Here is a 24,863-nt window from a genome sequence, read left to right as displayed (position 1 = left end):
TCGTTGTATTTTTGGTCGGTTAGAGCAAGCTTAGTACAGGTGCTTTATTCACAGCATAATTACATGCGGTGACTTGGCTCTCGTTTCTTGGCTAGGAGGACGTTGGTTGCTTGATAAAATGGAGGCTATCGATAGATTGGATCAGATGCCTGAACCTAGCGAGATTGATGAGCAACAAATGCCAGATAGCGGAACTAGCCGATTGATCCATAAGCAGAGTTTTTGGTTTGTCGTGATGGCGTTTATGGGCGCAGTGGCGTATCGCTATACGCTGCCGGTGTTTGGCAATATCGAGCTGGTTTGTGGCAACCTGTTTCCTTTGTTGCTGGTCTATCGCTGCCGACCTTTAGTGGTTGGATTGTGCGCCTTTATTGCTGCGTTGTCGTTATGGCAAAACTGGGATAATCCCTATGTACTGCTGACGTTCACCTTGGAAGCGTTTGTTGTCTCGGTATTGGTACGTAGAAAGATAAATCTGCTGTTTGCTGATTTGGCCTATTGGCTTTTTGTTGGCGTGCCGGCGACCGGCATTATTATTATCTTCATCAATCCTATCGCTCCTGAATACATTATCCATGTGTTGATAAAGCAAGCCGTGAATGGTGCCGCATACGCCATTATTGCGATGGCACTGCTATCCATTCCGGTATTGAAGCGATTGTTGGTTGTGAGAACCAGTGAAACGCGAACCTTTCGGCGCCAAATCTCGCAGAGTCTGCTTAGTGTTATGTTCGCGGTGGTGCTGTTGGCGGGGTTAGTGGTTGAACAAGTGGAAGTCAATAATAGAGCCACTGCTTTACAGCGAGAAATGACTAGCTATGCCCAAAACTTGGTGCAAGGGTTAGATACACAGTTGCTCGTCAGCAAACGTCAAGTCACTGCGTTGGCGGAATTTTTTGGTAGTAATGAGAACTCGGCGTCGGACAGAGATAATTTATTACTGTCAATGCATCGTGCCAGTCCCAGTTTTTTAACCATGTTTATCAGTGATGAGGTCGGAGATATCATCAACGCCAGTCCGGCCTCTTTGATGAAGCTTTCCCATGAGAGTGAAGGTACCCACAATGTCAGTGATCGGCGTTATTTTCGTGTGCCCCGAGATACAGGTGAGTCATTTATTTCCGGTGCGATCCAGGGGCGCGGTTTTGGCAATGACGTGATCGTTGCTATCAGTGCCCCGATCCTTAGAGATAATAAATTTGAAGGTATCGTTGAAGGATCGATGAACCTCTATCGTTTGGGTAGTTGGGAGCAGCTGCAGCAACAAAAGGATTATCTTTGGCTGATTTTGGACGGTGAAGGTCGCACACTTTTCGCTGCAGACAAGCTAAGACTGCAGGCTTTTTCCGCCGCCCCAATCTCCGAGCTTAATCGGCGGGCTAATATCTTCGGCTTGCCCTCTCTTAAGTTGAGTGAGGAGCCTAGTGCCGCGCAATACCTTTACTCCGAGGTTGAATTAGACAACCGCTGGCGAGTCTTGGTGATGCGTGACTATCAGTTGGAGCTGGCAGATAACCAGCAACGATATATTCTATTTCTTGCGATGATTTTCGCAGGAAGTTTGGTTGTATTGGGCTTTGCTGGCTGGTTTGCTCACCGCACGACCCGCCCCATTGAACGTTTGGCGCAAAGCGCTTTGTCTGGGGATGTGGACTGCCTGGAAAAAGATCTATTCAGTGATTCACCAATGGAGATCCAAAAGCTTGCTACCGCAATCCAGGACAAAAGTGAGCAAATCGCAACGCACAACCGCCAGTTGGATGCACAGATCCAGGAGCGCACAGCGCAGTTAAGGGATGCCAATACCCGTTTGACCGAGTCGCAGCAACTGTTGCACAAAGTATTAGACGCTATACCGGCGCGGGTGTTTTGGAAAGACACGCAATTGAATTACCTCGGGTGCAATAGCCTATTTGCTGCCGACGCCCATGTTGCATCGTCTGCGGAAATTGTCGGTAAAAGCGACTTTGATCTGGTCTGGCATGATGTTGCGAGTAATTTTCAGGACGATGATCGCGCCGTGATTGCCAGCGGAGAAGCAAAACTGCACTATCTGGAGCCGCAAACTCGTGCAGATGGCAAAACAAGCTGGCTGGAAACCTCGAAGATCCCCCTGAGTAACAAGCAAGGTCAGGTGATCGGTGTGCTTGGCACTTACCAGGATGTCACTGACCGCATTGAACGAGAGCAAGCACTGAAAGAAGCCACGGTTGCCGCGGAAGCTGCCACCGAAGCTAAAAGCCACTTTCTGGCAAATATGAGTCATGAGATCCGTACGCCGATGAATGCGATTGTTGGCCTGGTTGAACTGCTGCTTAGCGATGAACTTTCAGCTCAGCAGAGCAAATACTTGCAGCGCGTACAAAGCTCTACAGAGCACTTGCTTTCGATTATTAATGACATTCTTGATTACTCTAAGATTGAAGCTGGCAAGCTAACGTTAAGTCCGGAAGCGACTGATTTACGCGTGCTACTAATGGAGACCGGTGAGATATTTGAGCAGGCCATCAGTCAGCAAGGACTCAGCTTTACCTGTGATATGCCTAAAGCGCTGCCTACCATGATGGTTGATCCGTTAAGGTTGCGACAAGTGTTGGTCAATTTGCTCGGCAACGCGGTGAAATTTACCCGCCGTGGAGGTCTGGTGTTGGGCTGTGAGTTGCAACAGGAGAGTGAAACGACAGCCGTTATTGACTTAACTGTGCGAGATACCGGCATTGGTATGAATGGTGAACAAGTCGCGCGTTTATTTACTCCCTTCACACAGGCCGATAGCACAACCACACGTCAATTTGGCGGTACTGGTTTGGGGCTGACTATTTGTAAGCAAATTATCAATTTGATGGGCAGTGATATAACGGTAGAGAGCCAGCCCAATGTTGGTAGTTGCTTTCAGTTTCGATTGCATCTGCCGGTGACTTCGGAACGGCCCGCTAATCAGCCTCAAGCACGTGTTCATCAGCAGTTTCAGCCTTTGGATTGCCACATTTTACTGGTGGATGATAACCAGATTAACCAAGAGGTGGCAGTGGGTATGTTACGGCGGTTAGGCGCAAGAGTCACCGTTGCGAATAACGGTGCAGAGGCGGTCGCTAAGCTCTCATCCGCAAACTATGATCTCGTGTTTATGGATATCCAGATGCCAATTATGGATGGTTATCAGGCAACACAAGCGATTCTTTTGCAGCATAAAAAGCCGCCGCCCATCGTTGCTTTGACGGCTAACGCGATGCCGGATGAGCAAACGAGAGCCATGACGGTTGGTATGTCTGGCTATATATCCAAGCCTGTCCGGCAAGCTGATTTATATCATCAGATCTTAGACAAGCTAGGGGAAAAGGCGTTATCGGCCGACACCACTTCGACACCCGTGCCGCCCGTTGCGGCGGTTAGTACTGAACTTGATACCGAAATAAGTATCGGTTTGTCGCAATGTGGGCAGGATCATGAGATGTATCAGCGTTTAGTTGCTCAGCTTGCAAAGCAGTGGCAAGGGATGTTGCAAACTTTGATAGCAGTCGATTTCGCTCACACATCAGAAACAGTCGTTGGATCTTTGATCGCGCAGATGCACTCATTGCGGGGGATCGCTGGCAATCTTGGCGCGAGAGGCGTTGCAGAAAATGCGGATGCAATGGAGTGTGGCTTGCGAGGAATTGCTGATAATTTGCCGCTTTCTAGCGCGGATCTGCGTGTAGGAGAGCTAATTGAGCAGCGTCAGGAGATAGCAAGGGCGATGGACGATTTCATTTGTCGTGTTAACGCAGCTTATCTGCCAAATAAAGCGCTTGTGAACTCTGACGGTGACCAAAAAGAAGCCCTAGCGGACCATGAAATTCAAGATTTTTTAGCGTTAGTAAAGCAGAGTCTGGTTGGTCATGACTACGTTGATACGGCGCCATTGCAGCGCTTTATACAGGTCACTGATAATGCAGAATTGAAAGCTGACGGTCAGCTTTTATTGGAGTCATTAGATGCGTTTGACTACGAGCAGGCCCAGATCCATTTCTTGAATATTGAGCAACGACTCAAAGCCTGATTGTCCGCCTGACGTGCCAGAAAATTTGCCGACAATTGCGCGGAGTCATTAACGCCTTTGTCTGGCTTTTGATATACTTGCGCTCCGGTTGTACCTGGCCTTCAGGTAAGTACTGTTCCGGACCGCTCCAAGGGATGCACAATGACCAACCCGCTCTATAACAAGCATATTATCTCTATCTCTGATCTGTCGCGAGATGAGTTAGAACTTATCGTTGCCACTGCCCACAAGCTCAAGCGTGAGCCTCAACCTGAATTATTGCGGAATAAGGTGGTGGCCAGCTGTTTTTTTGAAGCATCAACTCGTACGCGTTTATCTTTTGAGACGGCTGTGCAACGCCTTGGTGGCTCCGTCATTGGCTTTGATACCGCAGGCAATACGTCGTTAGCCCAAAAAGGTGAAACGCTGGCTGATTCGGTCAAGGTTATCTCTTCTTATACTGACGCTTTCTTTATGCGGCATCCAAAAGAAGGGGCTGCAAGATTAGCCTCCGAATTTTCGGCCGTTCCGGTGATCAATGGGGGAGATGGTAGTAATCAGCATCCGACGCAAACCTTGCTCGATCTCTATACCATCTATGAAACACAAGGCACCTTGGAAGGGCTAAAAGTCGCTTTCGTTGGGGATTTAAAATATGGCAGAACAGTGCACTCGTTGGCACAAGCTTTGTCACTATTTAATTGCGAGTTCTATTTCATATCGCCTGACGCATTGAGCATGCCGGAGTACCTGTGTGAAGAGCTGATGGATGCGGGTGTCAAGTTTACTAAGGTGGGCACCATTGAAGAGGTGGTGGCTGAATTGGATATTCTCTACATGACGCGAGTGCAGAAAGAGCGCTTTGATCCCACTGAATATCAGCATATGAAATCGAATTATGTACTTAGCGCCAGTATGTTAGCCGAGGTGAAGCCGACGTTGAAGGTGTTGCACCCATTACCGCGTGTCGATGAAATCACGAATGATGTTGATAGCACTCAGCATGCTTACTATTTCGAGCAGGCAGAGAATGGCGTTTATGCCCGGCAGGCTTTATTAGCTCTGGTATTAAGTGAGCAACTGTAAGGAGATGATGATGGAAACTAAAATGACAGTGGAAGCCATCGCTCACGGCACAGTGATCGATCATATTCCTGCGGGGCAAGGTGTTCGCATCCTACGCTTTTTTCAGTTAACCGATGGGAATGAACGGATCACCGTCGGCTTGAATTTGCGTAGTGGCGATAGCCAGGTGAAAGACATTATTAAGGTAGAAAATAATGTTTTTACTGCTGAACAGGCCAACCAGTTAGCGCTTTTTGCGCCTAATGCAACGGTTAACTTAATCGATAACTACCAAGTGGTTGATAAGTTTCACGTGACTCTGCCTGAGCAGATCTCTTCTGTATTAAGCTGCCCTAACAGTAATTGTATTAGCCATGATGAACCGGTGAATAGTCGGTTTTTTGTTGCCGTAAAACATGAAAAAGTGAAGCTGAAATGTCACTACTGTGAAAAGAGTTTTTCTGAAAGGCTGTTCAAAGAACTGAAATAAGTTAAGTCTCTTGCTTGGTCATTAATAAAGCCCGCTACAGCGGGCTTTATTAATTTTATCTCAGTATGTCGCCGTGTTTTCATGTGGGTTCAGCAGTGGTACTGGCTGTCCCATCATATGCCGAAACACCACATTGTATGACAGCACCGCTTGCACGTAGCCTCGAGTCTCTTTGAAAGGAATGGTCTCTATCCAAAGCGCTGCACTGAGTGCTGTAATGTCTGTGTTTCGCCAACGGTCAACGCGATGGGGGCCTGCATTGTAGGCGGCAACGGCATAGATTCGGTTGTTAGAAAAGCGTTCCAAAAGTTCTTTGTAATAGGCACTGCCAAGTTTGATATTGGTTTCCACATCAAATAACTGACGTTTGCTGGGTTTCGCCCCTCCCAGTTTCTTCGACACCATCTTTGCTGTGCCTGGCATAAGCTGCATCAACCCTCTGGCACCAACCCGCGATTCAGCAAATGGGTAAAATGCGCTCTCTCGGCGAGCAATGGACATCAATTCACTCTTCTCTACGCCAGTTTTACTGGCATAGCGTTCAAAGGTATCGAGGTAGGGGGTGGGAAACCTAAGATCCAAAGAGTCCCAGGCAGCCGCTGTATTGGCTGCGGAGATGGCGAGGTTGTGCCATCCCTGTTTTGCTGCCATTAAACCGAGTTGTAACTGTTCACTCTCTTCAACGCCTTGGAGCAACAAACGCCACTCGCTGCTGGCCAGTTGGCGTTCATCATGATACATGAGCTCCTCAACCCGTCGAAAACCGGCTAAGTTAACCAGCTGCGCTTGGCCGTGGCTCGCTTCAGGGACTTTATTGTTATTGAGCTTGTAGGGCTTTTGGCGCAGATCGGCGGCGAGAAAGCCGTAATAAGATCGGTGCTCTGCTAGCTGATCCAGAATAGGTATAGCAGCTTGCGCTAACCCAAGTTCCTGATAACTGATGGCGCGCCAGAATCGCCAGCTATCATCTTGCTGTTTTTTCTTTGATAGGTAGGTGATGAGCTTTGATACGCTGTTCCAATCTTCATCTTTGAGGGCCCAGCGGATCCGTGTTTCTGTGATGACATCATTCTTTATATGGCTGAGTTGACTATCAAGCCATACTTTGTTGGCGGTAACTCTTTGAAAATTAGAACGTTGAGCTATTGTTTTTATTACCGCGGTCCGTTGCTGAGTTGAAAAGCGGTAGGTGAGTTGTGCTTTTTGCCAAAGCTTCAGTGCCGTTTCTGCATCTTCTCGCGCTAGTGCTTGTAAGCCATGGGACACAATATCTGCAGCGTAGGGTGATCCACTTGGCGGCAGTTCGTCTTGCAGTGCAGCGGGATCCCGATAAAGCTTGAGTAGTAGTTTCGCTGTCGGCGTTAGGGCAGGGCTGGTTTGCTTTGCTAGATAGCTCAGTAGGGATTTTTGCCGCGCATCAAATGACTTCAGCATGCGTGCCCAGATCAGCTCATCGGTCAATGGTTTCGCTTTTCGCCACGCGTTAAATAGAGGGTCACAAACATCAGGGCGAGATTTGCCATACACCCAGAGCTTTTCGGCGCCTTGCCAAGCTGTTTCGCTATGACTTTCAGCGAGCTGAGCACGGTAGTAATAGCATTTTAGCCGCGGATCATTGGGGGCGTCGGGACTCACGGTCAGAAAGTCTGCCCAGCGCCGTTCAGCGCCGCTCTTAAAAAGGTATTTACCTTTCATGCGGATCGATAGCGGGGTTCCCTGACTTAAGTTTATAAACTCTAATGCCTGGTCACCACTAACATGGGAGAGGTTGGGTACTAAGCGGTAATAGTCGAGGTAGATGGCCAACGGGTAGTGATTTAGTTGTTTTCTTAAGCTTTCATATTGTGGCCAATCTTTTTGATTTATTGCTTGCAGCGCTTGTTGATACTGATTTCTCTGCGTTGCCAAGTGTCCGCCATCTTCAGCTCTGGCCATCGAGCTCAAAAACAGTGTCAACAGCAGTATTGAGACTAGCCCAACGGGTGCGAAGAATCGTGCTGCAGTCGGTCTGTTCAAGGAATTTGTAACATCCTCTTGCTTAACACTTTCTTTAGCTAATCCAGCGCGTACACTGAAGCGTATAAGAGAAAAGTCATCGTAGGAAGTGTCGTTATGCAGCAACAGGTCCAGCAGGTTCTGAAGGCGCTTGATCAAGTAGTGCTCGGAAAGTCTCATCAAATTCGTCTCGCCGTGTCTTGTTTACTGGCCGGAGGGCATCTCCTGATCGAAGATCTCCCCGGCATGGGGAAAACAACACTTAGCCATGCATTAGCTAATGTGCTTAGTTTAGGCTATCGGCGCGTACAGTTCACAAGTGATATGTTGCCTGCCGATCTGATCGGTATCTCAATTTTTAACAAATCATCTCAAAGCTTTGACTTTCATAAGGGGCCTTTGTTCAGTCAATTGTTGCTGGCAGACGAGATTAATCGTGCCAGTCCTAAAACCCAAAGTGCATTATTAGAGGCGATGGCGGAACGTCAGATAAGTATTGAGGGCACCACATATCAGTTGCCTGCGCCTTTTTTTGTTATTGCGACACAAAATCCTGTGGATCAGTCTGGCACATTTCCTTTGCCTGAATCTCAGCTAGATCGTTTCATGATGAGGATCTCTTTGGGTTATCCCGATGCCAAGGCAGAGAAACGGATGTTGCTCGAACAGGGAGAACAAGCGCAGGTGATTGCAAGCCTTCAGGCGTTGATGTCGGTAGAGGATTTGGTGCGGATGCAGCTAGCGGTGCAGCAGGTGCATGTGTCAGATCCATTACTCGATTATTTGCTTGCGCTGGTAAATGAAACTCGTGCGGACAAACGTTACCCAAATCCGCTCTCCCCCCGAGGCACCAAAATGTTGCTTTCTGCGGCCAGAGCCTGGGCTTATATTGACGGTCGAGATCATGTGTTACCTGAAGACTTACAAGCAATACTGCCGTCGGTGGCTGAGCATCGCCTTCGCAGTAGTTTGGAAGTGAAAGCTATGGATAGTTATGGTTTAAGTGAACGCTTGCTTAGCCAAATTGACCCAGATAGAGCAGCTTAGAGGCGGTATTTCTTTATGTTGAAACGTTGGGTCTCTTCCTTTTTTGACGCTTGGTTAGTTCGCCGTATTCCAGCCAGTGAAGAGATTGCGCTAAGTCAACGTAACATCTTTATCTTTCCTAGTAATTTCGGCTTGGCCTACCTCTTGACCACGCTGGCTGTGTACTTGCTGGGAACGAACTACTCAAACAATTTGGCCTTGTTTCTTGCTTTCTTTCTGGTGAGCATTTTTGTTGGCAGTATTTGGCATAGCTTTCGTAATCTTTCCGGGCTGCATCTATCCAGTGAGTCAGCTTCCGAAGGTTATGTCGGAGATTATGGAAGTTTCTATGTCCGAGCTAAAGCGTCTCAACCCCATATCCAGATCGCCCTCAAGTTTGGCACGGAAACAGCGAGTTACGTAACACTGACCGAACCAGAGGTTACTCGCGTAACTGTCGTTAAGAGGTTGACAAAAAGGGGGCGATTCAAGCCGGGACGCCTAACGCTAGAGAGTTACTACCCTCTAGGCTTGTTTCGCACATGGACACACCTTGATCTCGGCCAAGCCACATTGGTTTATCCAAAGCCAATTGGTTGCCAACTGCCCCTGAGAGGCAGTCAATCAGGGCTAAATCAGGATGAGGGCGAAACAGCAACAGCCAAGGGCAATGAAGAGTTTGAATCTTTACGTAGCTATCAGGCAGGAGAGTCGTTACGCCAAGTGGCTTGGAAGCAATATGCCCAGGGACGCGGCATGATGACCAAGCAGTTTGAGCAACCAGAACAGGAAACCTGTTGGTTAGTATTGATGCATACGCCAGGGCGGGATATTGAAGAGCGTCTCTCCAAACTTTGCTACCGGGTGCAGGAGCTTAGCCGTCAAGGGGGCCTTTACGGATTAGATTTAGGCACAGAGCGTATAACGCCCTCCTTGGGGGAGAAACATCGTCAAACGTGCCTCAAGACGCTTGCGCTTTTTGGCACAGGAGGAGAAGCATGACAGCGGTGGTGCCTTCGCAAGTGGATAGCCGGCGCTTGTTTGTTTGCCTGATGTTGGTTCACTGGGCGGTATTTCTGCCTATTTATGATCAGATTTATCCTCTTTTTTATCTCATCAGCCTATTTGCTATTGGTTGGCGAGCCGGCAGCCTGTGGCTAGGGTGGCGATTACCTAGCAAGTTTGTGGTGACCACTCTCAGCCTAGGTGGCGCAGTGGCATTGGTGTTGTTGGCTAGGCAGCTGGGTTTGCTAGCGACCATGATTAATTTGCTGCTATTTGCTTACGCGCTTAAATTTATTGAGCTAAAGGGATTAAGGGATCTGTACACCCTTGTGTTGATTGGTATCTTTTTGGTTGGCGTCAGCTTTATTTTTCAGCAAGGCATGGGGATGGCTGCCTACCTGTTAGTGGTGACCCTGTTGAGTTTCTATTGTATGCATCTTTGTCAGTTGCCGGTGGTGCTTCAGGGCTATTCCTACTCCGCGATTTTTCGACAGCTCTTGGCGGCACTGCCTTTGGCACTGATCCTCTTCCTTATACTGCCGCGGCTAGGGCCATTGTGGAAAATGCCTGATGCGAAGAAGTCCGTCACTGGCCTAAGCGAGGAGGTCAGCCCTGGGGATATTGCTGAACTGGGGCGTTCCAGTAAACTGGCATTTCGGGTGACTTTTGATCGCGGTGCAGGGGTTAGTAGGGATCAATTCTATTGGCGAGCCATGGTCCACGAGCAATTTACCGGACGCAGTTGGCGTTTAGATCCGACGGTGAAAACCTGGAGACAGGATGTTCTGCGTGGCGCTGCCCGCCCAGAGTTTTATCCGGCTAAAGGCAGTAGCGTTTACTATACCATCATCGCAGAGCCGACTTTTCGCAATTGGTTGTATGGCCTGGATAACCCAAGAAGCGAAGACCGAAGTGTATTGAATGCGCCTGGCAACATTTTATACGCTAGACGAATTGTATCGAAAACCAAGCAGTATGCTGTTGCAAGCGTTATTAACGGCCAACAGAGTGAACTGTTGACTGATGAGCGACGCCAGCGCAATCTCGATCTACCTAACCGTGGCAATCCTGAAGCTAGGTTGTGGGCAGAGGAATTGGCGGCTGGTTATGATACTGCGGAGGAGATCAGTGATGTGATCCTGCAACGTTTTCGTCAGCAAGCATATTTCTACACCCTGCGTCCGCCGTTATTAGGTGATGATCCTATTGATCAATTTTTGTTTTCAACCCAAGCCGGATTTTGTGAGCATTACGCCAGCGCTTATGCCTTTGTAATGCGGGCCGCTGGCGTGCCTGCTCGGGTCGTGACGGGCTATCTGGGTGGCGAGTATAACCCTGGCGCAGATTATTACTCCATCTACCAATTCGATGCGCATGCTTGGGTTGAGATCTGGATCGATGGTGAGGGATGGCGACGGGTTGACCCTACTGCCGCAGTTGCGCCTGAGCGGGTGTTAGGCTCTCTAGAGGATGCTTTGGCAACGCCCGATGAGTTTGTCAGTGGCGATCCATTTAGTTTGGTACGTTATCGCAATATTGGCTGGATAACAGAGATGCGTCATTTGATGGCGCTGGTGGACTACCGTTGGACTGTTTGGGTGCTTAACTACAGTAATGAACAGCAATTATCGCTATTGCGTCATCTGTTTGGTCAGTTGTCCCATTGGAAGATGGTATTTATTGGCTTGGGTAGTTTGCTTGCAGGAGCGGGATTGCTATTTGTTTTTGGCAAGATCAACTGGCAAAGGCCACGCTCACCAATGCAACGCTTTTGTCGGAAAGTACAGCGACGCTTGCTAGCCAAAGGTATTGCTAAAGATGACGGAGAGAGCTTTGCCAGCTATTTAGCCAGAGCAGCAGACCTGTTGCAGCAAGATGAGTATCGACAGATCGCTGTTCACTATCGGGCGCTACGCTACCAAGCAATAGATGAAAGCAATCAACTTAGCCATTGGCAGTCCATGAAAAAAATATGGCGTAAGCTATGATTTAATTAATTTTTAATTGCATTTGGGAGTGCGAGCGTGAGTAAACCTTATGGTTTGACGAACAGCTTGATTATTGGCTTTGGGTTGCTCACCTCTATGCTGCTGCAAGCGAATGAAGCGCCAAGAGTGCTGCGTTTCATCAGTGACAGCGGCGTAACCTGCATAGGGCGCGTGGTTGTCACCTTTGAGGGGGCGCCGAGCGAGGTCGAAAACTTGGGAGGGTCTGATCCATCGTTTTGTGGTGAGGTCACAGATGATGAGCAATTAGCACAGCTCCTGAGAGCTTTTAAGCACGTCCGTACTACTCCTGTGCTGTCATCAGCTATCGAAAAGGTAGATAGCTCGCAGCTTGCAGAGCGTATTTTGTCTCCGGTTCAGATAAGTGAAAAATCGCTGCGTGACCAGCAACGATTTATTGTTGCCGCGGGCCTTAATTATGCAGATCATCGCTCCGAAACTGGATTTAGCAGCTCAGCCTCGGAGGACGACCTTCTGCTCTTTGCTAAACGCACAGCACCAACGGGGGCCTATCAGGATGTGCCTATTGGCTATCGCTTGGGAACGACAGAAAAAGTTGCCTTGCTTGATTACGAAGTGGAGTTAGCGCTCGTCCTGTTACAAGAAATCGATCTCAATAATTTGCCTGATGAATTTGTTTTCTCCCATAACATCGCCTTTATGGTCGCAAATGAATTATCTGATCGCGAGCCCATTATTATTGCACCAGATACTGGCTATGTGCAGGGCAAGTCTCACCCTGGTTACCTGCCCTTGGGGCCATGGATGATCCATGGTAGTGATATAGAGCCGAGCTGGCGCCAGGGGGGGCGCCACAGTTTGACTCTGAGTCTGCTGGTGCAAGATGAAGGCGGCTTTATTATCCGTACACAGCAACAGGGGCTCAGCTCGCAAATGCTTTTTAATGGCTACCGTATCTTGCAGATACTTGCAGACAGATATCAGCGGCAATCTCTAACCTGTATGCGTGACCGCTATGGTGTTCCAGCGGCATTGCACCTGGCTGATGGCAAGTTGCCGGCAGGCAGTCTCATATTGACAGGAACACCCGGTGGGACTGCGATTAAGGCGCCGTCACTGGCAGATAAGTTAGGTTTATTTATTGATGCCGGGTTAAGTTTGAATGGTGCCCGAGCGTTGTTTTTGCAAAGGCAGATGGAAGCGGCTGATCATCTTGGTTACTTGCAAGTTGGAGACTTGGTCTATACAGCGATAGGTCGACTAGGTCGTCAGCGGTGGCAAGTCGTTGAGGGAGCAGGGCAACCGCCAATAGATAGTTGGCCAAGCTCATCTTGTGATTAACGCTGATAACGGCTGTGAGATAGGGACAGTATGAGAATGAACAACGGCGACCTCAGTCGCCGTTGTTCATTTGCCAGTTAAGAACTGATCTGCGTGACATCCACATACAGGCGTAACATCTGACCTGGTTGCAGATATTTATTTTTATCCAATTGATTCCACTGCATAAGATCGCTTATCGATACTTTAAATTTTGAAGCGATGCGGGCGAGTGAATCGCCGGAACGGACCTTGTAGGCGATCTTCCTGGTGGTGGCGTTGCCATTACCTGTGGTTGCCGGCTTGCCTTTCTTCCAGATCACCAATTTTTGATTCAGACGTAAGGTATCGGTCGGCGCCATACCATTCCATTTAGCCAGTTGCCTGACATTTACCTTATGGCGTTTAGCTATCTCCCATAAGCTGTCGCCGCTTTTGACCTTATAGTCGATGCGCTGTGATGCCCGAGGTTTGGTTTGTGTTTTTGCTAACCGTTGGTCAGCACTGAAACCGTAGGAAGATAGCTCTGAAGCAGCAACAGGGATAAGTAGGTGTTCACCGACCCGTATGGTGTTGCCTTTGAGCTTATTGACATCCCTAATAACGCCCGTGCTTGTGTGATACTGCTTTGCCAGTTTGTTCAGACTGTCACCAGACTTAACCCGGTGGCGCACCCAGTTAAGGCGCTCAGTTCGTTCAAGGGATGCGAGTTTTGTCGTGAACTGTTCTGCTTTTTCAACAGGTATGAGTAACGAATGGGGGCCATCGGGTGAGGTGGCCCAGCGATTAAATGCCGGATTCAGCTTATGCAGTTGGTCGACAGATAATCCGGCAAGATCGGCGGCTAACGCTAGATCGATTTGCGATCCAGTCTCGATTTCTACCACCTTGGGTTGATTGCTGATTGTCATCCAACTCATGCCATATTCGTCCCTGCGTTTCAGCAGATCGCCCAAAGCGAGTAGCTTAGGCACATAGGCGCGGGTTTCTTTTGGCAGTGAAAGAGACCAAAAATCGGTAGGTTTGCCGAGTCGCTTATTCTTTTTTATTGCGCTTCTTACCCGACCTTCGCCGGAATTATAAGCGGCGAGTGCATGCAGCCAGTCACCCTTGAAATAACGATTTAGATACTCAAGGTAATCGAGCGCCGCATCCGTTGACGCGCTGATATCGCGACGGCCGTCGTACCACCAGTTTTGGTCTAAGCCAAAGCGTTTACCCGTACCAGGAATAAACTGCCAGATACCGCTTGCTCGTCCATGGGAATAGGCGAAAGGATCAAATGCACTTTCGACAATAGGCAACAGCGCGAGCTCCAAAGGCAGGCCCCGTTGTTCGATCTTTTCAACAATCAGAAAAAGATAGGGATCTGCACGTTTTGCTACGCGATCCATATAGGAGGGGTGTTTCTTATACCAATTACGCTGACTGGTGACTCGTTTGTTGTCTGGCACCTCGATATGTAACTGGTCGGCAATGCGTAGCCAGAGATCATCATAGGTTGGTGGCAGTGGTTCTTCGCTCACCGGTGTCGCGCTCAGCTCTTGTTCCTCTGGCATCTCGACAGCAGGAGGAACTGCTGGGATAACTTCTTCATCGACAGCGACTTCCGTTACGGCTGTGACAGGCGCAATAACGTCAGTTTGGACTTGGTTGTTGTCATTCGTATCTGCAACTTGTGCAGTTGTGGTTGGCGTGCTCTGGCATCCAGCCAATAGAAGCGCTAACAGGGAAAAACTCGCGGAATACGGCAGCTTCATGGTGACCTCACATACTTCAGTGGCGGCACATGGTAAGGAGCATCGAAGAACGGATCAAGCTAATTGGTTAAAAATTGTCCTTCCAAGATCTCAAACCAGCAAAAACCGCGCTTGGGGCCTTAACGGACTTTTCAAGATAGCCGCTGACAGCGGAGATAACTGTGATCTGGTCAACACGAAGGAAGGGGTTGATCTGTTTTTCTTGCTCTATTGTGCTGGGGATCGAGGGCTTATCTTGTTGGCGCAGGGCGCTGACAGCGGTTTGGTAGCTTTGCAGTGCGAGGTTGTCTGGTTCCACTGCCATTGCAAAGGCGAGGTTGGCCTGCGTATATTCATGGGCACAGTACACTTCCGTTGCGTCCGGTAGCGAAGCTAGCCGTTGCAGTGATTGGTGCATTTGGTCAGCTGTGCCTTCGAATAGGCGTCCACAGCCACCACTGAACAGGGTATCTCCGCAGAAAAGGCTGTTTTCTCCGTAATAGGCTATATGTCCTAATGTATGTCCAGGTACTGCCAGTACTTTAAGCTTCAACCCTGTATCTGCAACATCGATGATTTCGCCGTGACTAAGTTGAATATCACTATGTTCAACAGCTTCCGCTTTGGGCCCATAGACTTTGATGTCAGGGTAGGTTTGGCGCAACTTGGCTACGCCACCGACATGATCGCTGTGGTGATGAGTGAGTAAAACAGCTTTTAGTTTAATTTGTTGCGAAGTTAAGAAAGCGATTACCGGCGCGGCGTCTCCAGGGTCAACGACAATACCGCCGTTAAGCGTGTGTAATAGCCAGATATAGTTGTCGTTAAACGCCTTAATCGGTGATACTTGTAGCATGTGAGACCTTGTAATAGTGGCAATCACTTAACCATTGATTATGCATTAAGGCTGATTGAATTGCAGCGTATGTTCAAAACTCACCGAGGCAATATTGTTCGCATGCAACCTGATACTTGGCAGCAGTTGCCCCATGGGCTCTGGCTGCGTGGCTTAGCGGAAGAACGCCTCCGCCAGTGGTGGCCAAGGATGTTTGGCTATCATCTGTTAAAGCTAGGCGGGTTAAGTGCGCAATTGAGTCATGATGGCTGTCCCATTAAGCATGCTGTTAGCTTGGGGCGAAATCACGGTGATTATGGTATTACCAGCGCACTGGAGGCCTTGCCTGTCAGTGAATACAGTGTGGATGCTTGCTTGATGGCGTTTACGTTGAATTTTTCCTCTGATCCTCACCAATTGATGCGGGAAGCGCATCGCGTGTTGATTGCTAACGGCCACCTGATCACGCTGACCTTTAACCCATACAGTTTATTAGGGGCGGCGAAATATTGTCCCGGTAATAAGAGCAAGCTGCCTTGGACGGGGCAGATGTTGTCTCCGCATCGCTTAAAGGACTGGATGCGATTGTTGGGGCACGAAGTTATATGGCAGGAGCCACTGTTTCATGGCTCCTTGTGTGGTCAGACGCCTGCTTGGCCATGGTGGGAGAGGTCTGCGGCCAAAGTGGTGGCACCAATGGCGGGGGCGTCTTTGCTTATTAGTCGTAAGCGAGAATTGCCCTTAACGCCCATTAGGCCGTTACGGGCTTACTCAAAGCGGATGAAAGCGCCGGCATTGGCTGGCCAAGTTCGCTCGAATACTCTGAAGTAATTGCCACTGATGTAGCGTCGCTATGACATCATGTTGCACTATCACCTGAACTGTTATCATCGATATTTGTTGATAGTTAGGCTGTTTCGTCGTTTGAAAATGTTGGATTGGAGTAACGCTAGATGAGTGCGAATGAACACCGTCAGGTCGTACTGGACACCGAAACCACCGGTATGAACCAGGGCGGGGGACCTATTTATCTCGGGCACCGAATTATCGAAATCGGTTGTGTAGAGGTGATTAATCGACGTTTAACTGGTCGGCATTACCACGTCTATATCAACCCAGATATGCCGGTTGATCCAGAAGCGATCCAAGTTCACGGCATCACTGATGAGATGCTGGCTGATAAACCTCGATTTGCTCAGATAGCCGATGATTTTGTCGAGTTTATTCGTGGTGCTGAACTGGTCATACACAACGCTCCGTTTGACGTCGGCTTCATGGATCATGAATTTTCGCGTTTATCCGGTGGCAACTATCAGCCCACCGCGGATTTTTGTGGTGTGCTCGATACATTGCTCCTGGCGAAGCAGACATATCCGGGGCAGAAAAATAACTTGGATGCCCTTTGTCGCCGTTTAGGTATCGATAATTCCCATCGAGAACTGCACGGCGCACTGCTTGATGCTGAGATCCTCGCTGACGTTTATCTACTGATGACCGGCGGTCAGACTAGCCTAGAGTTGAGTGACTCCTCTGAAAGTGGCGGTGGCGACGGTAGCCAGATCCGCCGTTTAGGCGCGGATAGAACACCGTTGCAAGTTGTGATGGCGACCGCAGATGAGTTGAAAAAACATCAAGAAATTCTGGATCGTGTCGAAAAGAAAGCAGGAAGCTGTCTTTGGAGAGGCGAGGCTTAGGCCGAGACGTCGCACATTCATGACAAAAAAAAGTTTGGTTTTTAGATCTCTGAGCCTTTGTTGGGCGGCGTTAATGATGCTGCTTTCCTTTGCGAGTATTGCGGATAACCTGAGTCCGCTGCTTAAAAATCGTTTTCGCCTTGATCACGGTATTGAAGAGATCACCTTGGTTATTTACCGTCACGACGGTTCTGCTCCGGTGGTTTTGATCCAGCCTGATGGCAGTAAGCTGTATGCGTCTCGTCATCCTGAAGAGTCGGTGGCTTGGTTTGATGATGCCGCTTTTGATCTCATTACAATCAAAAAGCCGATGGCTGGGCCGTGGCAGGTAGTTGGTAGTGTTGATCCGCGTAACCGCATGGTCACTATGTCCGATGTTTCTCTGGTGATGGATGCGCTGCCTGAAGAGCTTTATGTTGGCGAACGTCTGCGTTTAACGGCGAGGGTCGTTAACCGTGGGCAAACCATTGCTTTGGCACCGTTTGTCGCCGACTTAAAAATGGAAATATGGGCAAGAGCTGTCGGTTTAAGTAGTAGCTATGATCTCTCCTACAATGGCCTCAAGCTTGGAGAGTTTATCGACGATGGTACCGGGTTTGATGAGTCGCCTGGTGACGGTGTGCTTACTGGTACACTGGATCTGAATATCTCAGCTGACCAATATGAGATGAGCCTGCGTGTTTACAATCCCACCTTTGAACGTGTCGCTAACCATTCGTTACGTCTTCTGCCTTCGCCGGTAACGGCTGATCTCGTTGTTGTTGAGGAAAAGCCTGTCGCTATCTACTTCCAATTTGATGGCAGCGCGGTTGAGTTAGATAACATTGCTCTCAGCGGCACTATTTTCGCGTCGGATGGCCGCGAACGAGAGTTTACGCTGTCCACACAGGGCCAAGATAATACCCAATTTTCACTTGCTGAATTGACCGAATCCGGTGACTACCGTATGGAGGCTGAAGTGTTTGGACGTTCGGTGACCACGGGACGGGATATGGCGTTGGCTACCAATGTTGTACGGTTTAGTGTTGTAAATCTGCCTCCGACCCCGCAGGAGCGTGTCGCTGAGGTTGTTGGTGGTGAAGCTCCTGAAAGAGTGCCTGAAGCCGGGTTAGGCCGTTTGATGGGCCAGATCGATGAAGAGTTTAATCGTCAACTGTTCGAACTTAATCAGAAAGTTAATAAACCTCAGCCTAGCGTAAATTGGTGGTTGATCGCGGGTATTAATCTCGGGCTGTTGTTACTCGCTGCCATTATGATGTTTGTCTATAAATGGATGATGCTGCAAAAGACCAAAGCAGCGGCATTAGAAGCAGAAAAAAGCAAAGGACCAGAGGTTGAGGAGCTCGATGAAGAGCTAATTGACCTATCATTGCCTGAAGATTAACCGAACGGTAAAAAAGGTATTGACTCACCCTAGGCCAATCCGTATTATCCTCGCCGCGCTTGAGGGGGCTTAATCGCAGATGCCGCAAGGTTATCCTGTTGAGTTCCTTAGTTATTCTGGAGTGGTAGTTCAGTTGGTTAGAATACCGGCCTGTCACGCCGGGGGTCGCGGGTTCGAGTCCCGTCCACTCCGCCAACTCCCTTGCAACCTCAAGCAACCAGTTTTTCGGTGGAGTGGTAGTTCAGTTGGTTAGAATACCGGCCTGTCACGCCGGGGGTCGCGGGTTCGAGTCCCGTCCACTCCGCCAACTTATTTGTCGTGCTAGAGACTTGTAAAGTCCGTCACGAGGTCGGGGAAAGGGCATAGTTTGCTCTGTCTCTAACCAAGAGTTTGCTTTGCTAAGCGCCGCTGCTTAGTTGAGCTGTCGGGTTCAGCGGAGTGGTAGTTCAGTTGGTTAGAATACCGGCCTGTCACGCCGGGGGTCGCGGGTTCGAGTCCCGTCCACTCCGCCAACATCCCGTCAAAGATTTTGAGTAGTGATACTCACACCAGTTAGTGCGGAGTGGTAGTTCAGTTGGTTAGAATACCGGCCTGTCACGCCGGGGGTCGCGGGTTCGAGTCCCGTCCACTCCGCCAATTATTAAAAAAGCCTCGTTTTTACGAGGCTTTTTTTTGCCTCAAATTTACCCTCCATCTTTTGGTGATCTGCCACCCAAAATTGTCTTTTGGGTTAATGGCTTTCCTGCGTCAGTGCTAATTTTGCTGCTGGTTTCTATTGCGATGAAGAGTCGATGGTTAAGGACACACAGCTACGCATGGCGAGCGCCACAGATCTTGCAGAGTTGAGGTCCTGGTTTAGCGCTTTGTCAGATCTTCGTTCGTGGGGAGGGCCAGAGATGGGCTGGGCCCGGGATGAAATAGATTGGTTGCACAAGTTACAGTGGCCTGACGCGCAAAGCTTTGCAATGCTCAACAGCCAACGTTTACTTGGCTTTGGACAACTGCGTTTTTCACTGGGGGAGAAGGGGGGTGGGTACTGTCACTTAGCGAGGTTGGTGGTCCATCCTGAAGCAAGGGGTCGCGGGTTCGGCATGCGCTTAGTAACGGGGTTGATGGCGCTAGGAGAGGCGCTGTGGCAACCAGATTACTACTCACTTTTTGTGTTTGAGAATAATCAGACGGCTTTATCGCTTTACTCCAAGCTTGGCTTTCAACAGGTGGGACATTATGGCAATAGGCGCAGTGTGTTGCGCTTGGAAAAGCGTGTGGGAACTGCAATTCAGCGCATCGGTTCGTAGACAAAAGAAAGCCCGGCATGGCCGGGCTTGGTATTAACTCTGGGGGAGAGGGTTATGCAGCTTTCTCTGATGAGCGCGCTTTGCTATCAACCAGTGTTGATTTATCGGCGACTAACGCTTCATTGTCGAAGTCATCAACATTAATGGTGTAGAGGCGACCCTCTTCAGCCTGTTTCAGAAGCGCAGCCTCATCCTGCTCTATCCAGCCTTCAGCCAGTGCTTCATCAGCGATCCGGTCGAGGAAGATAAAGGGTATTTTTTTACCCTTCTTCTTGGCTATCGCATCAACGATAGGTTCCACTTTCAGGAGTAGGGCTAATGTACCCTCAAGACGACCGATGGGGTTGCCTTCTTCATCGGTTAGGTATTGACCATGTCCTAAGCGGCTTCGAGCTTCAGATGGGGTTTGCAGTAGTTCGGCCACCTTGCGATCTAAGCTGTCACTAGGCTTGCGCAGTGGCGCCCCCCAAGGCATCAACAGTACCTTCAGGGTTGCTCCTAGCCAGCGAACAGGGAAATTATTCAATAGATCCCGTAGTGACTCCTGCAGCTTATATAACGCATCTTCTACAGCCCATTGCAGCAGTGGCAGATCTTCTTGCTGACGTCCCTCATCGTTAAAGCGTTTCAGTGCGCATGATGCCAAATAGAGTTGACTCAGTAGGTCGCCAAGGCGGGCTGAAATACGCTCACGGCGTTTTAGATCTCCACCTAGGGTCGCCATACAAAGATCTGATAATAGGGCTAGATCAGCGCTAAAGCGGCTCATCTGCTTATAGTAGCGACTGGTCTGATCCTTAAACGGCGATTTTGCCAATTTCGCTCCACTGAGGCCTAACCATGTGGCGCGGAAGAAATTGCTGATAGCAAAGCCAATATGGCCAAATACAGCGCGGTCAAAGCTGCCGAGCGCCTCACGATCATCCGTTAGCATCGCCGCTTGCATCTCTGGTAAGACGTAAGGGTGACAACGGATTGCACCTTGGCCGTATATCATCATCGAGCGCGTTAAGATATTTGCGCCTTCTACGGTGACAGCGATGGGACTGCCTTGATAAGCGCGAGCTAGGTAGTTCGCAGGCCCCATACAGACACCTTTACCACCGTGAATATCCATGGCATCGATGACTGTTTTTTGAGAGCGATCGGTCAGGTGATATTTACAGATCGCACCCAAAACGGATGGCTTTTCGCCTAAATCAATTGCCCCTGTGGTCATGGTCGTAACGCTGTCCATCAAGTAGGCATTGCCACCGATCCGTGCCAAAGGCTCCTGTATCCCTTCCATTTTGCCGATAGGCAGCTTGAATTGGCGACGGATCCGGGCGTATGCACCGGTTGCCATCGCAAGGCTTTTGGCTCCGCCAGCACTGTTAGATGGCAAAGTGATTGCGCGTCCCACGGAGAGGCACTCCACTAACATGCGCCAACCTTGGCCAGCCATCTTAGGTCCGCCGATAATGTAATCGATGGGAACAAATACATCTTTACCGTGGGTCGGGCCATTTTGGAACGGAACATTGAGCGGGAAATGTCGACGTCCCGTTTCAACGCCTGGTGTCGATGTGGGGATCAATGCACAGGTGATGCCTAACTCTTTTTCATCACCCAGTAACCCGTCTGGATCTCGCAATTTGAATGCTAAACCTAACACCGTCGCAATCGGCGCTAGCGTAATATAGCGCTTATTCCAGGTCAGGCGCATGCCAAGCACCTCTTCGCCTTGCCATTGATCTTTACAGACGATGCCAAAGTCAGGGATCGCTCCGGCATCAGAGCCAGCCTCGGGGCTGGTTAACGCAAAACAGGGGATCTCTTTGCCTTGTGCCAAGCGGGGGAGGTAATGGTTTCTTTGAGCCTCGGTGCCATAGTGCTGAAGTAACTCACCGGGACCTAATGAGTTCGGTACGCCAACGGTGGAAGCTAACACGGCAGAGCTGCCTACCAATTTTTGTAGTACGCGACTTTGAGCATAGGCAGAAAATTCAAGGCCACCATACTCTTTCTTAATAATCATGGCGAAGAACTTATGTTCTTTCAGGAATGACCAGATTTCAGGAGGCAGATCTGCGCGCTCGTGGGTGATCTCCCAATCATTGGTCATGCGGCAAACCTCTTCGACAGGACCATCGAGGAACGCTTGCTCCTCTGCACTGAGTCTCGGTGCGGGGTAGTGATGCAGCTTGCTCCAGTCGGGTGCGCCGCGGAAAAGTTCACCTTCCCACCATACGGTTCCAGCTTCGATGGCGTCTTTTTCTGTTGAAGACATCTCGGGCATGATGCTGCGGTAAACCTTTAGTAGCGGTTTGCTGATGTAGGTTTGCCTGATTGCTGCGATGTTTAAGGGCAGTGCCAGAAGTGCGAATACTAACCATGACCATTGGCCTGCATCGCCACTGATCGTGGCTCCCACCAGTATGGCTGCAATGGCGCCAGTAAATGTGGCCAGTGACGCACGGTGGTACGCCAGGATACCAAAGACGACAAAGCCTGCCGCCAACCAGATGAGAACATTCATAGTGTCTCCTTTTTAATGTTTGCTATGAGTCCTGTATATTATACAGGTCAGACCTCTTATCAGTTCATTATGGATGTAGATCAATGTTTTCTTCAACCCATGTGATTCACGGAAATGACAAATAGTTGCTTGATTCTTATTATGTGTCTGAAATTTATTGATTTATTTTTGAGTGTCGATTGATTCTCGCTGCTGAAATGCTGCTTTCATCTGGTTAATTGAGGAAAGTCATTTAATTCGTCACAGTAATCAGTGAGTAACCTTGTTTGCTGTAGTAAAATCCGCCTCCACGAAAAATTGAGCGGAATAAAGAGGTAAGCAAGATTATGTGTGAACTGCTCGGCATGAGTGCCAATGTACCCACTGATATCTGTTTCAGTTTTTCTGGATTAATGCAGCGCGGCGGCAATACTGGCCCACACCGTGATGGATGGGGGATCACCTTCTATGAAGGGAAAGGCTGCCGTAGTTTTAAAGATCCTAATCCAGCGGCAGAATCTCGTATTGCTGAGCTCGTGCAGAGCTACCCGATTAAGAGTCGCGCAGTGATTGGGCATATTAGGCAGGCGAACCGTGGTGGCGTTTGTTTGGAAAATACTCACCCGTTTACTCGGGACCTTTGGGGGCGATCGTGGACCTTTGCTCACAATGGTCAATTGTCGGGTTATAAAAAGCTGCCTGTCGGGCAGCACTTACCTATTGGCTGTACTGATAGTGAACGAGCTTTCTGCTTTATTCTCAATGCGCTAACTGAAAAGTACAAACGCAAGCCGGGAAACATGCCGGCGGTATTCAAGTTCATCGCGACTTTGTGTGATGAGCTAAGGGCGATGGGGGTTTACAACATGCTGCTCACTGATGGGGAGTATGTCATGGCGTATTGCAGCAACAATCTGCACTGGTTAACGCGTCGAGCCCCGTTTGGTGAAGCAGTGCTTAAAGATCAGGATTGGCAATTGGATTTTCATAAGGAAACCACGCCAGATGACGTGGTGACCGTGTTTGCTACCCAGCCACTCACCATCAATGAACAGTGGTACAAAATGGCGGCCGGTGAGTTTACTTTGTTTTGTCAGGGGGAGCAGATACTTTAAGCGCTGCTTTCAGCTCTGGGTGGGGGGCTTGCTTTAACCATTTGAAATGACTTATTTGCAGATCGGCTTGCTCTGAGCCGCCCTTGGCTTGCCATATTCGCGCAACCACATAGCCATACTCTTTGGCTAACCAAACATACGTCTGGCGTTTTTTGTTGCCGCGGATCCGTTCCAGTTTGACGGTAGCCAGTTTGCCAAATGGTGTTTCTAGCTCCTCTTCACCAATCAGTTTGAAGCGGTACTCTTTGTTCTCTCCACTCATAATAATGGGGTAGGTGATATCTTTCACGCCGGCCTGAATGTCACGCATCATCTGAAACTGGTAACTGGCGCCATCGAGAACGCCTGGCTGATAGACCGCCTCGAATTCGTCATAATCGCCGATCTCTTTTACTTTTTTTAGGCGGTGGTCAAATAGCACGAAGGAGAGGTAGTCGGGGCCGGTGCCAGAGCGTTTTTGTTTGTATTGCAAGGGAACGACATGGTCATCGAATACCTTAAACCAACTTTTTTCCTGACGCCGGTCCGAGAGAAATAGCCAGCTTACATCTGTGCTGGTTTCCAGATACCAAAGTCCATCCTCAACTTGCAGGAGTGAGCGCGAGCCTTTGCCATATTCACTGCCCCCTCTGAACACTTTGTATTCGGCTTGATAGGGACGGATGTCGAGCTCACTGCTCTGTGACTCAGGTGTACCCGAGTTATTCGCTTGGTCAGCGATAGTGGAGAAGGGAAGAAAAAAAAGGGCGCCTATCAGCGCCCGTTTTAGATTAGTCGTTTGCATAACCATCCGGCGGTAGGATATTTCCATCCAGTATCGCCTGTCCATCGCCCATCGACAAGCGTCCGCAGGCAAACCAGGTAACAACCATGGGATAGATCTGGTGTTCTTGTTCGTGAACACGGGCAGCCAGTTCGTCGACTGTATCTTCAGCAAACACTGGCACACGAGCTTGCAGGATCACAGGTCCACCATCGAGTTCTTCAGTAACAAAGTGTACCGACGCTCCATGCTCTTTATCACCTGCTTCAATGGCTCGCTGATGGGTATGCAAGCCTTGATACTTAGGTAACAAAGAAGGGTGGATGTTGAGCATTTTGCCGCTGAAGTTTGTAACAAACTCAGGGGTTAAAATACGCATAAAACCAGCCATCACCAGAAGGTCTGCTTGAAATTCGTTAATTAAAGTAATTAACGCTTTGTCATAGCTTTCTCTGCTCTCGAATGCTTTATGATCAAGCACCTTGGCGGCAATATTTGCTGCGCGAGCACGCTGAAGACCGTAGGCATCAGATCGGTTGCTGACGACTGCAACGATTTCAGCGCCATCTTGAAGATGGCACTTATCGATGATCGCTTGCAGATTGCTACCGTTTCCAGATATCAGGACGACGATACGACAATTAGGCATCGC

The 24,863-nt window shown here is 49.2% G+C and carries 18 protein-coding genes and 4 tRNA genes; 16 read left to right on the top strand and 6 right to left on the bottom strand.

Translation table 11 applies throughout. The features are described 5' to 3' along the window. Positions 1–106 precede the first annotated feature (106 nt). From EXY25_RS05545 to pyrI, 3 genes are all read left to right on the top strand, one after another. Positions 107–4,039, top strand: coding sequence for an ATP-binding protein (locus EXY25_RS05545; protein ID WP_130565990.1), 3,933 nt, complete (start codon positions 107–109; stop codon positions 4,037–4,039). Positions 4,040–4,180: 141 nt separating this feature from the next. Continuing rightward, positions 4,181–5,104: an aspartate carbamoyltransferase gene (pyrB, locus tag EXY25_RS05540; RefSeq protein ID WP_130565989.1), complete on the top strand. Its 924-nt coding sequence runs from the start codon at positions 4,181–4,183 to the stop codon at positions 5,102–5,104. 10 nt (positions 5,105–5,114) lie between these two features. Beyond that, a complete protein-coding gene (pyrI, locus tag EXY25_RS05535; protein ID WP_199405196.1) occupies positions 5,115–5,573 on the top strand; it encodes an aspartate carbamoyltransferase regulatory subunit in 459 nt (152 codons plus the stop codon). A gap of 60 nt (positions 5,574–5,633) precedes the next feature. On the opposite strand, the gene EXY25_RS05530 is transcribed toward pyrI, so the two are convergent. Continuing rightward, positions 5,634–7,589 carry a transglycosylase SLT domain-containing protein gene (locus EXY25_RS05530; RefSeq protein ID WP_165419271.1) on the bottom strand — a complete coding sequence of 652 codons (1,956 nt, stop codon included), beginning with the start codon at positions 7,587–7,589 and terminating at the stop codon, positions 5,634–5,636. A 96-nt stretch (positions 7,590–7,685) separates the two neighbouring features. Between EXY25_RS05530 and EXY25_RS05525 the strand changes: the two genes are divergently transcribed. Genes EXY25_RS05525 through EXY25_RS05510 form a run of 4 tightly spaced genes read left to right on the top strand, consistent with a single transcriptional unit; the run spans position 7,686 to position 12,907 of the window. Then, positions 7,686–8,615: an AAA family ATPase gene (locus EXY25_RS05525; protein WP_130565987.1), complete on the top strand. Its 930-nt coding sequence runs from the start codon at positions 7,686–7,688 to the stop codon at positions 8,613–8,615. Between the two features lie 15 nt (positions 8,616–8,630). Then, a complete protein-coding gene (locus tag EXY25_RS05520) occupies positions 8,631–9,596 on the top strand; it encodes a DUF58 domain-containing protein (protein WP_130565986.1) in 966 nt (321 codons plus the stop codon). Then, the gene (locus EXY25_RS05515) at positions 9,593–11,587 is read left to right on the top strand and encodes a transglutaminase TgpA family protein (RefSeq protein WP_130565985.1); all 1,995 of its coding nucleotides are present in this window, start codon (positions 9,593–9,595) and stop codon (positions 11,585–11,587) included. Before EXY25_RS05520 ends, EXY25_RS05515 begins: the two co-directional genes overlap by 4 nt. A 36-nt stretch (positions 11,588–11,623) precedes the next feature. Then, positions 11,624–12,907, top strand: a complete 1,284-nt coding sequence (locus EXY25_RS05510) for a fumarylacetoacetate hydrolase family protein (RefSeq protein ID WP_130565984.1) — start codon at positions 11,624–11,626, stop codon at positions 12,905–12,907. A 77-nt stretch (positions 12,908–12,984) separates the two neighbouring features. On the opposite strand, the gene EXY25_RS05505 is transcribed toward EXY25_RS05510, so the two are convergent. Then, a complete protein-coding gene (locus EXY25_RS05505; RefSeq protein ID WP_130565983.1) occupies positions 12,985–14,646 on the bottom strand; it encodes a lytic transglycosylase in 1,662 nt (553 codons plus the stop codon). A 67-nt stretch (positions 14,647–14,713) separates the two neighbouring features. Beyond that, the gene (gloB, locus tag EXY25_RS05500; RefSeq protein ID WP_130565982.1) at positions 14,714–15,481 is read right to left on the bottom strand and encodes a hydroxyacylglutathione hydrolase; all 768 of its coding nucleotides are present in this window, start codon (positions 15,479–15,481) and stop codon (positions 14,714–14,716) included. Positions 15,482–15,583: 102 nt separating this feature from the next. Between gloB and EXY25_RS05495 the strand changes: the two genes are divergently transcribed. The 8 genes from EXY25_RS05495 (at position 15,584) to EXY25_RS05460 (ending at position 19,836) form a co-directional block, all read left to right on the top strand. Continuing rightward, a complete protein-coding gene (locus EXY25_RS05495) occupies positions 15,584–16,291 on the top strand; it encodes a class I SAM-dependent methyltransferase (RefSeq protein WP_158537998.1) in 708 nt (235 codons plus the stop codon). A 122-nt stretch (positions 16,292–16,413) separates the two neighbouring features. Further along, positions 16,414–17,154 (top strand): DNA polymerase III subunit epsilon, encoded by a 741-nt coding sequence (gene dnaQ / locus EXY25_RS05490; protein ID WP_114337812.1) that lies wholly within the window; start codon positions 16,414–16,416, stop codon positions 17,152–17,154. A 73-nt stretch (positions 17,155–17,227) separates the two neighbouring features. Continuing rightward, positions 17,228–18,538: a hypothetical protein gene (locus EXY25_RS05485; protein WP_130565980.1), complete on the top strand. Its 1,311-nt coding sequence runs from the start codon at positions 17,228–17,230 to the stop codon at positions 18,536–18,538. A 118-nt stretch (positions 18,539–18,656) separates the two neighbouring features. After that, positions 18,657–18,733 (top strand) — tRNA-Asp (locus EXY25_RS05480). Between the two features lie 35 nt (positions 18,734–18,768). Beyond that, positions 18,769–18,845, top strand: a tRNA-Asp gene (locus tag EXY25_RS05475). Between the two features lie 128 nt (positions 18,846–18,973). Continuing rightward, positions 18,974–19,050 (top strand) — tRNA-Asp (locus EXY25_RS05470). Positions 19,051–19,097: 47 nt separating this feature from the next. Next, positions 19,098–19,174: transfer RNA gene (locus EXY25_RS05465), tRNA-Asp, on the top strand. 155 nt (positions 19,175–19,329) lie between these two features. Beyond that, positions 19,330–19,836 carry a GNAT family N-acetyltransferase gene (locus EXY25_RS05460; RefSeq protein ID WP_130565979.1) on the top strand — a complete coding sequence of 169 codons (507 nt, stop codon included), beginning with the start codon at positions 19,330–19,332 and terminating at the stop codon, positions 19,834–19,836. Between the two features lie 52 nt (positions 19,837–19,888). On the opposite strand, the gene fadE is transcribed toward EXY25_RS05460, so the two are convergent. Next, a complete protein-coding gene (gene fadE, locus EXY25_RS05455) occupies positions 19,889–22,354 on the bottom strand; it encodes an acyl-CoA dehydrogenase FadE (protein WP_130565978.1) in 2,466 nt (821 codons plus the stop codon). Between the two features lie 326 nt (positions 22,355–22,680). Between fadE and EXY25_RS05450 the strand changes: the two genes are divergently transcribed. Then, positions 22,681–23,448, top strand: coding sequence for a class II glutamine amidotransferase (locus EXY25_RS05450; RefSeq protein WP_130565977.1), 768 nt, complete (start codon positions 22,681–22,683; stop codon positions 23,446–23,448). On the opposite strand, the gene EXY25_RS05445 is transcribed toward EXY25_RS05450, so the two are convergent. Further along, positions 23,414–24,232 (bottom strand): DUF3108 domain-containing protein, encoded by an 819-nt coding sequence (locus tag EXY25_RS05445; protein ID WP_207232109.1) that lies wholly within the window; start codon positions 24,230–24,232, stop codon positions 23,414–23,416. The two genes, EXY25_RS05450 and EXY25_RS05445, sit on opposite strands and share 35 nt — an antisense overlap. Then, positions 24,219–24,860, bottom strand: coding sequence for a phosphoribosylglycinamide formyltransferase (purN, locus tag EXY25_RS05440; RefSeq protein WP_114337818.1), 642 nt, complete (start codon positions 24,858–24,860; stop codon positions 24,219–24,221). The genes EXY25_RS05445 and purN overlap by 14 nt, the downstream gene beginning before the upstream one ends. Positions 24,861–24,863 lie beyond the last annotated feature (3 nt).

The organism is Corallincola spongiicola (assembly GCF_004284785.1).
GTDB classification, from domain to species: Bacteria; Pseudomonadota; Gammaproteobacteria; order Enterobacterales; family Neiellaceae; genus Corallincola; species Corallincola holothuriorum.
Note: the sequence above shows the minus strand (reverse complement) of the source record. Positions and strands in the feature narration are given on the sequence as shown.

Bases quoted from the DNA above. Each gene is read 5' to 3' on its own strand.
- pyrB (WP_130565989.1), top strand. From the start codon at position 4,181: ATGACCAACCCGCTCTATAACAAGCATATTATCTCTATCTCTGATCTG.
- pyrI (WP_199405196.1), top strand. From the start codon at position 5,115: ATGGAAACTAAAATGACAGTGGAAGCCATCGCTCACGGCACAGTGATC.
- EXY25_RS05525 (WP_130565987.1), top strand. From the start codon at position 7,686: ATGCAGCAACAGGTCCAGCAGGTTCTGAAGGCGCTTGATCAAGTAGTG.
- EXY25_RS05520 (WP_130565986.1), top strand. From the start codon at position 8,631: ATGTTGAAACGTTGGGTCTCTTCCTTTTTTGACGCTTGGTTAGTTCGC.
- EXY25_RS05515 (WP_130565985.1), top strand. From the start codon at position 9,593: ATGACAGCGGTGGTGCCTTCGCAAGTGGATAGCCGGCGCTTGTTTGTT.
- EXY25_RS05505 (WP_130565983.1), bottom strand. From the start codon at position 14,646: ATGAAGCTGCCGTATTCCGCGAGTTTTTCCCTGTTAGCGCTTCTATTG.
- gloB (WP_130565982.1), bottom strand. From the start codon at position 15,481: ATGCTACAAGTATCACCGATTAAGGCGTTTAACGACAACTATATCTGG.
- EXY25_RS05495 (WP_158537998.1), top strand. From the start codon at position 15,584: ATGCAACCTGATACTTGGCAGCAGTTGCCCCATGGGCTCTGGCTGCGT.
- dnaQ (WP_114337812.1), top strand. From the start codon at position 16,414: ATGAGTGCGAATGAACACCGTCAGGTCGTACTGGACACCGAAACCACC.
- EXY25_RS05485 (WP_130565980.1), top strand. From the start codon at position 17,228: ATGATGCTGCTTTCCTTTGCGAGTATTGCGGATAACCTGAGTCCGCTG.
- EXY25_RS05460 (WP_130565979.1), top strand. From the start codon at position 19,330: ATGGTTAAGGACACACAGCTACGCATGGCGAGCGCCACAGATCTTGCA.
- fadE (WP_130565978.1), bottom strand. From the start codon at position 22,354: ATGAATGTTCTCATCTGGTTGGCGGCAGGCTTTGTCGTCTTTGGTATC.
- EXY25_RS05450 (WP_130565977.1), top strand. From the start codon at position 22,681: ATGTGTGAACTGCTCGGCATGAGTGCCAATGTACCCACTGATATCTGT.
- EXY25_RS05445 (WP_207232109.1), bottom strand. From the start codon at position 24,232: ATGCAAACGACTAATCTAAAACGGGCGCTGATAGGCGCCCTTTTTTTT.
- purN (WP_114337818.1), bottom strand. From the start codon at position 24,860: ATGCCTAATTGTCGTATCGTCGTCCTGATATCTGGAAACGGTAGCAAT.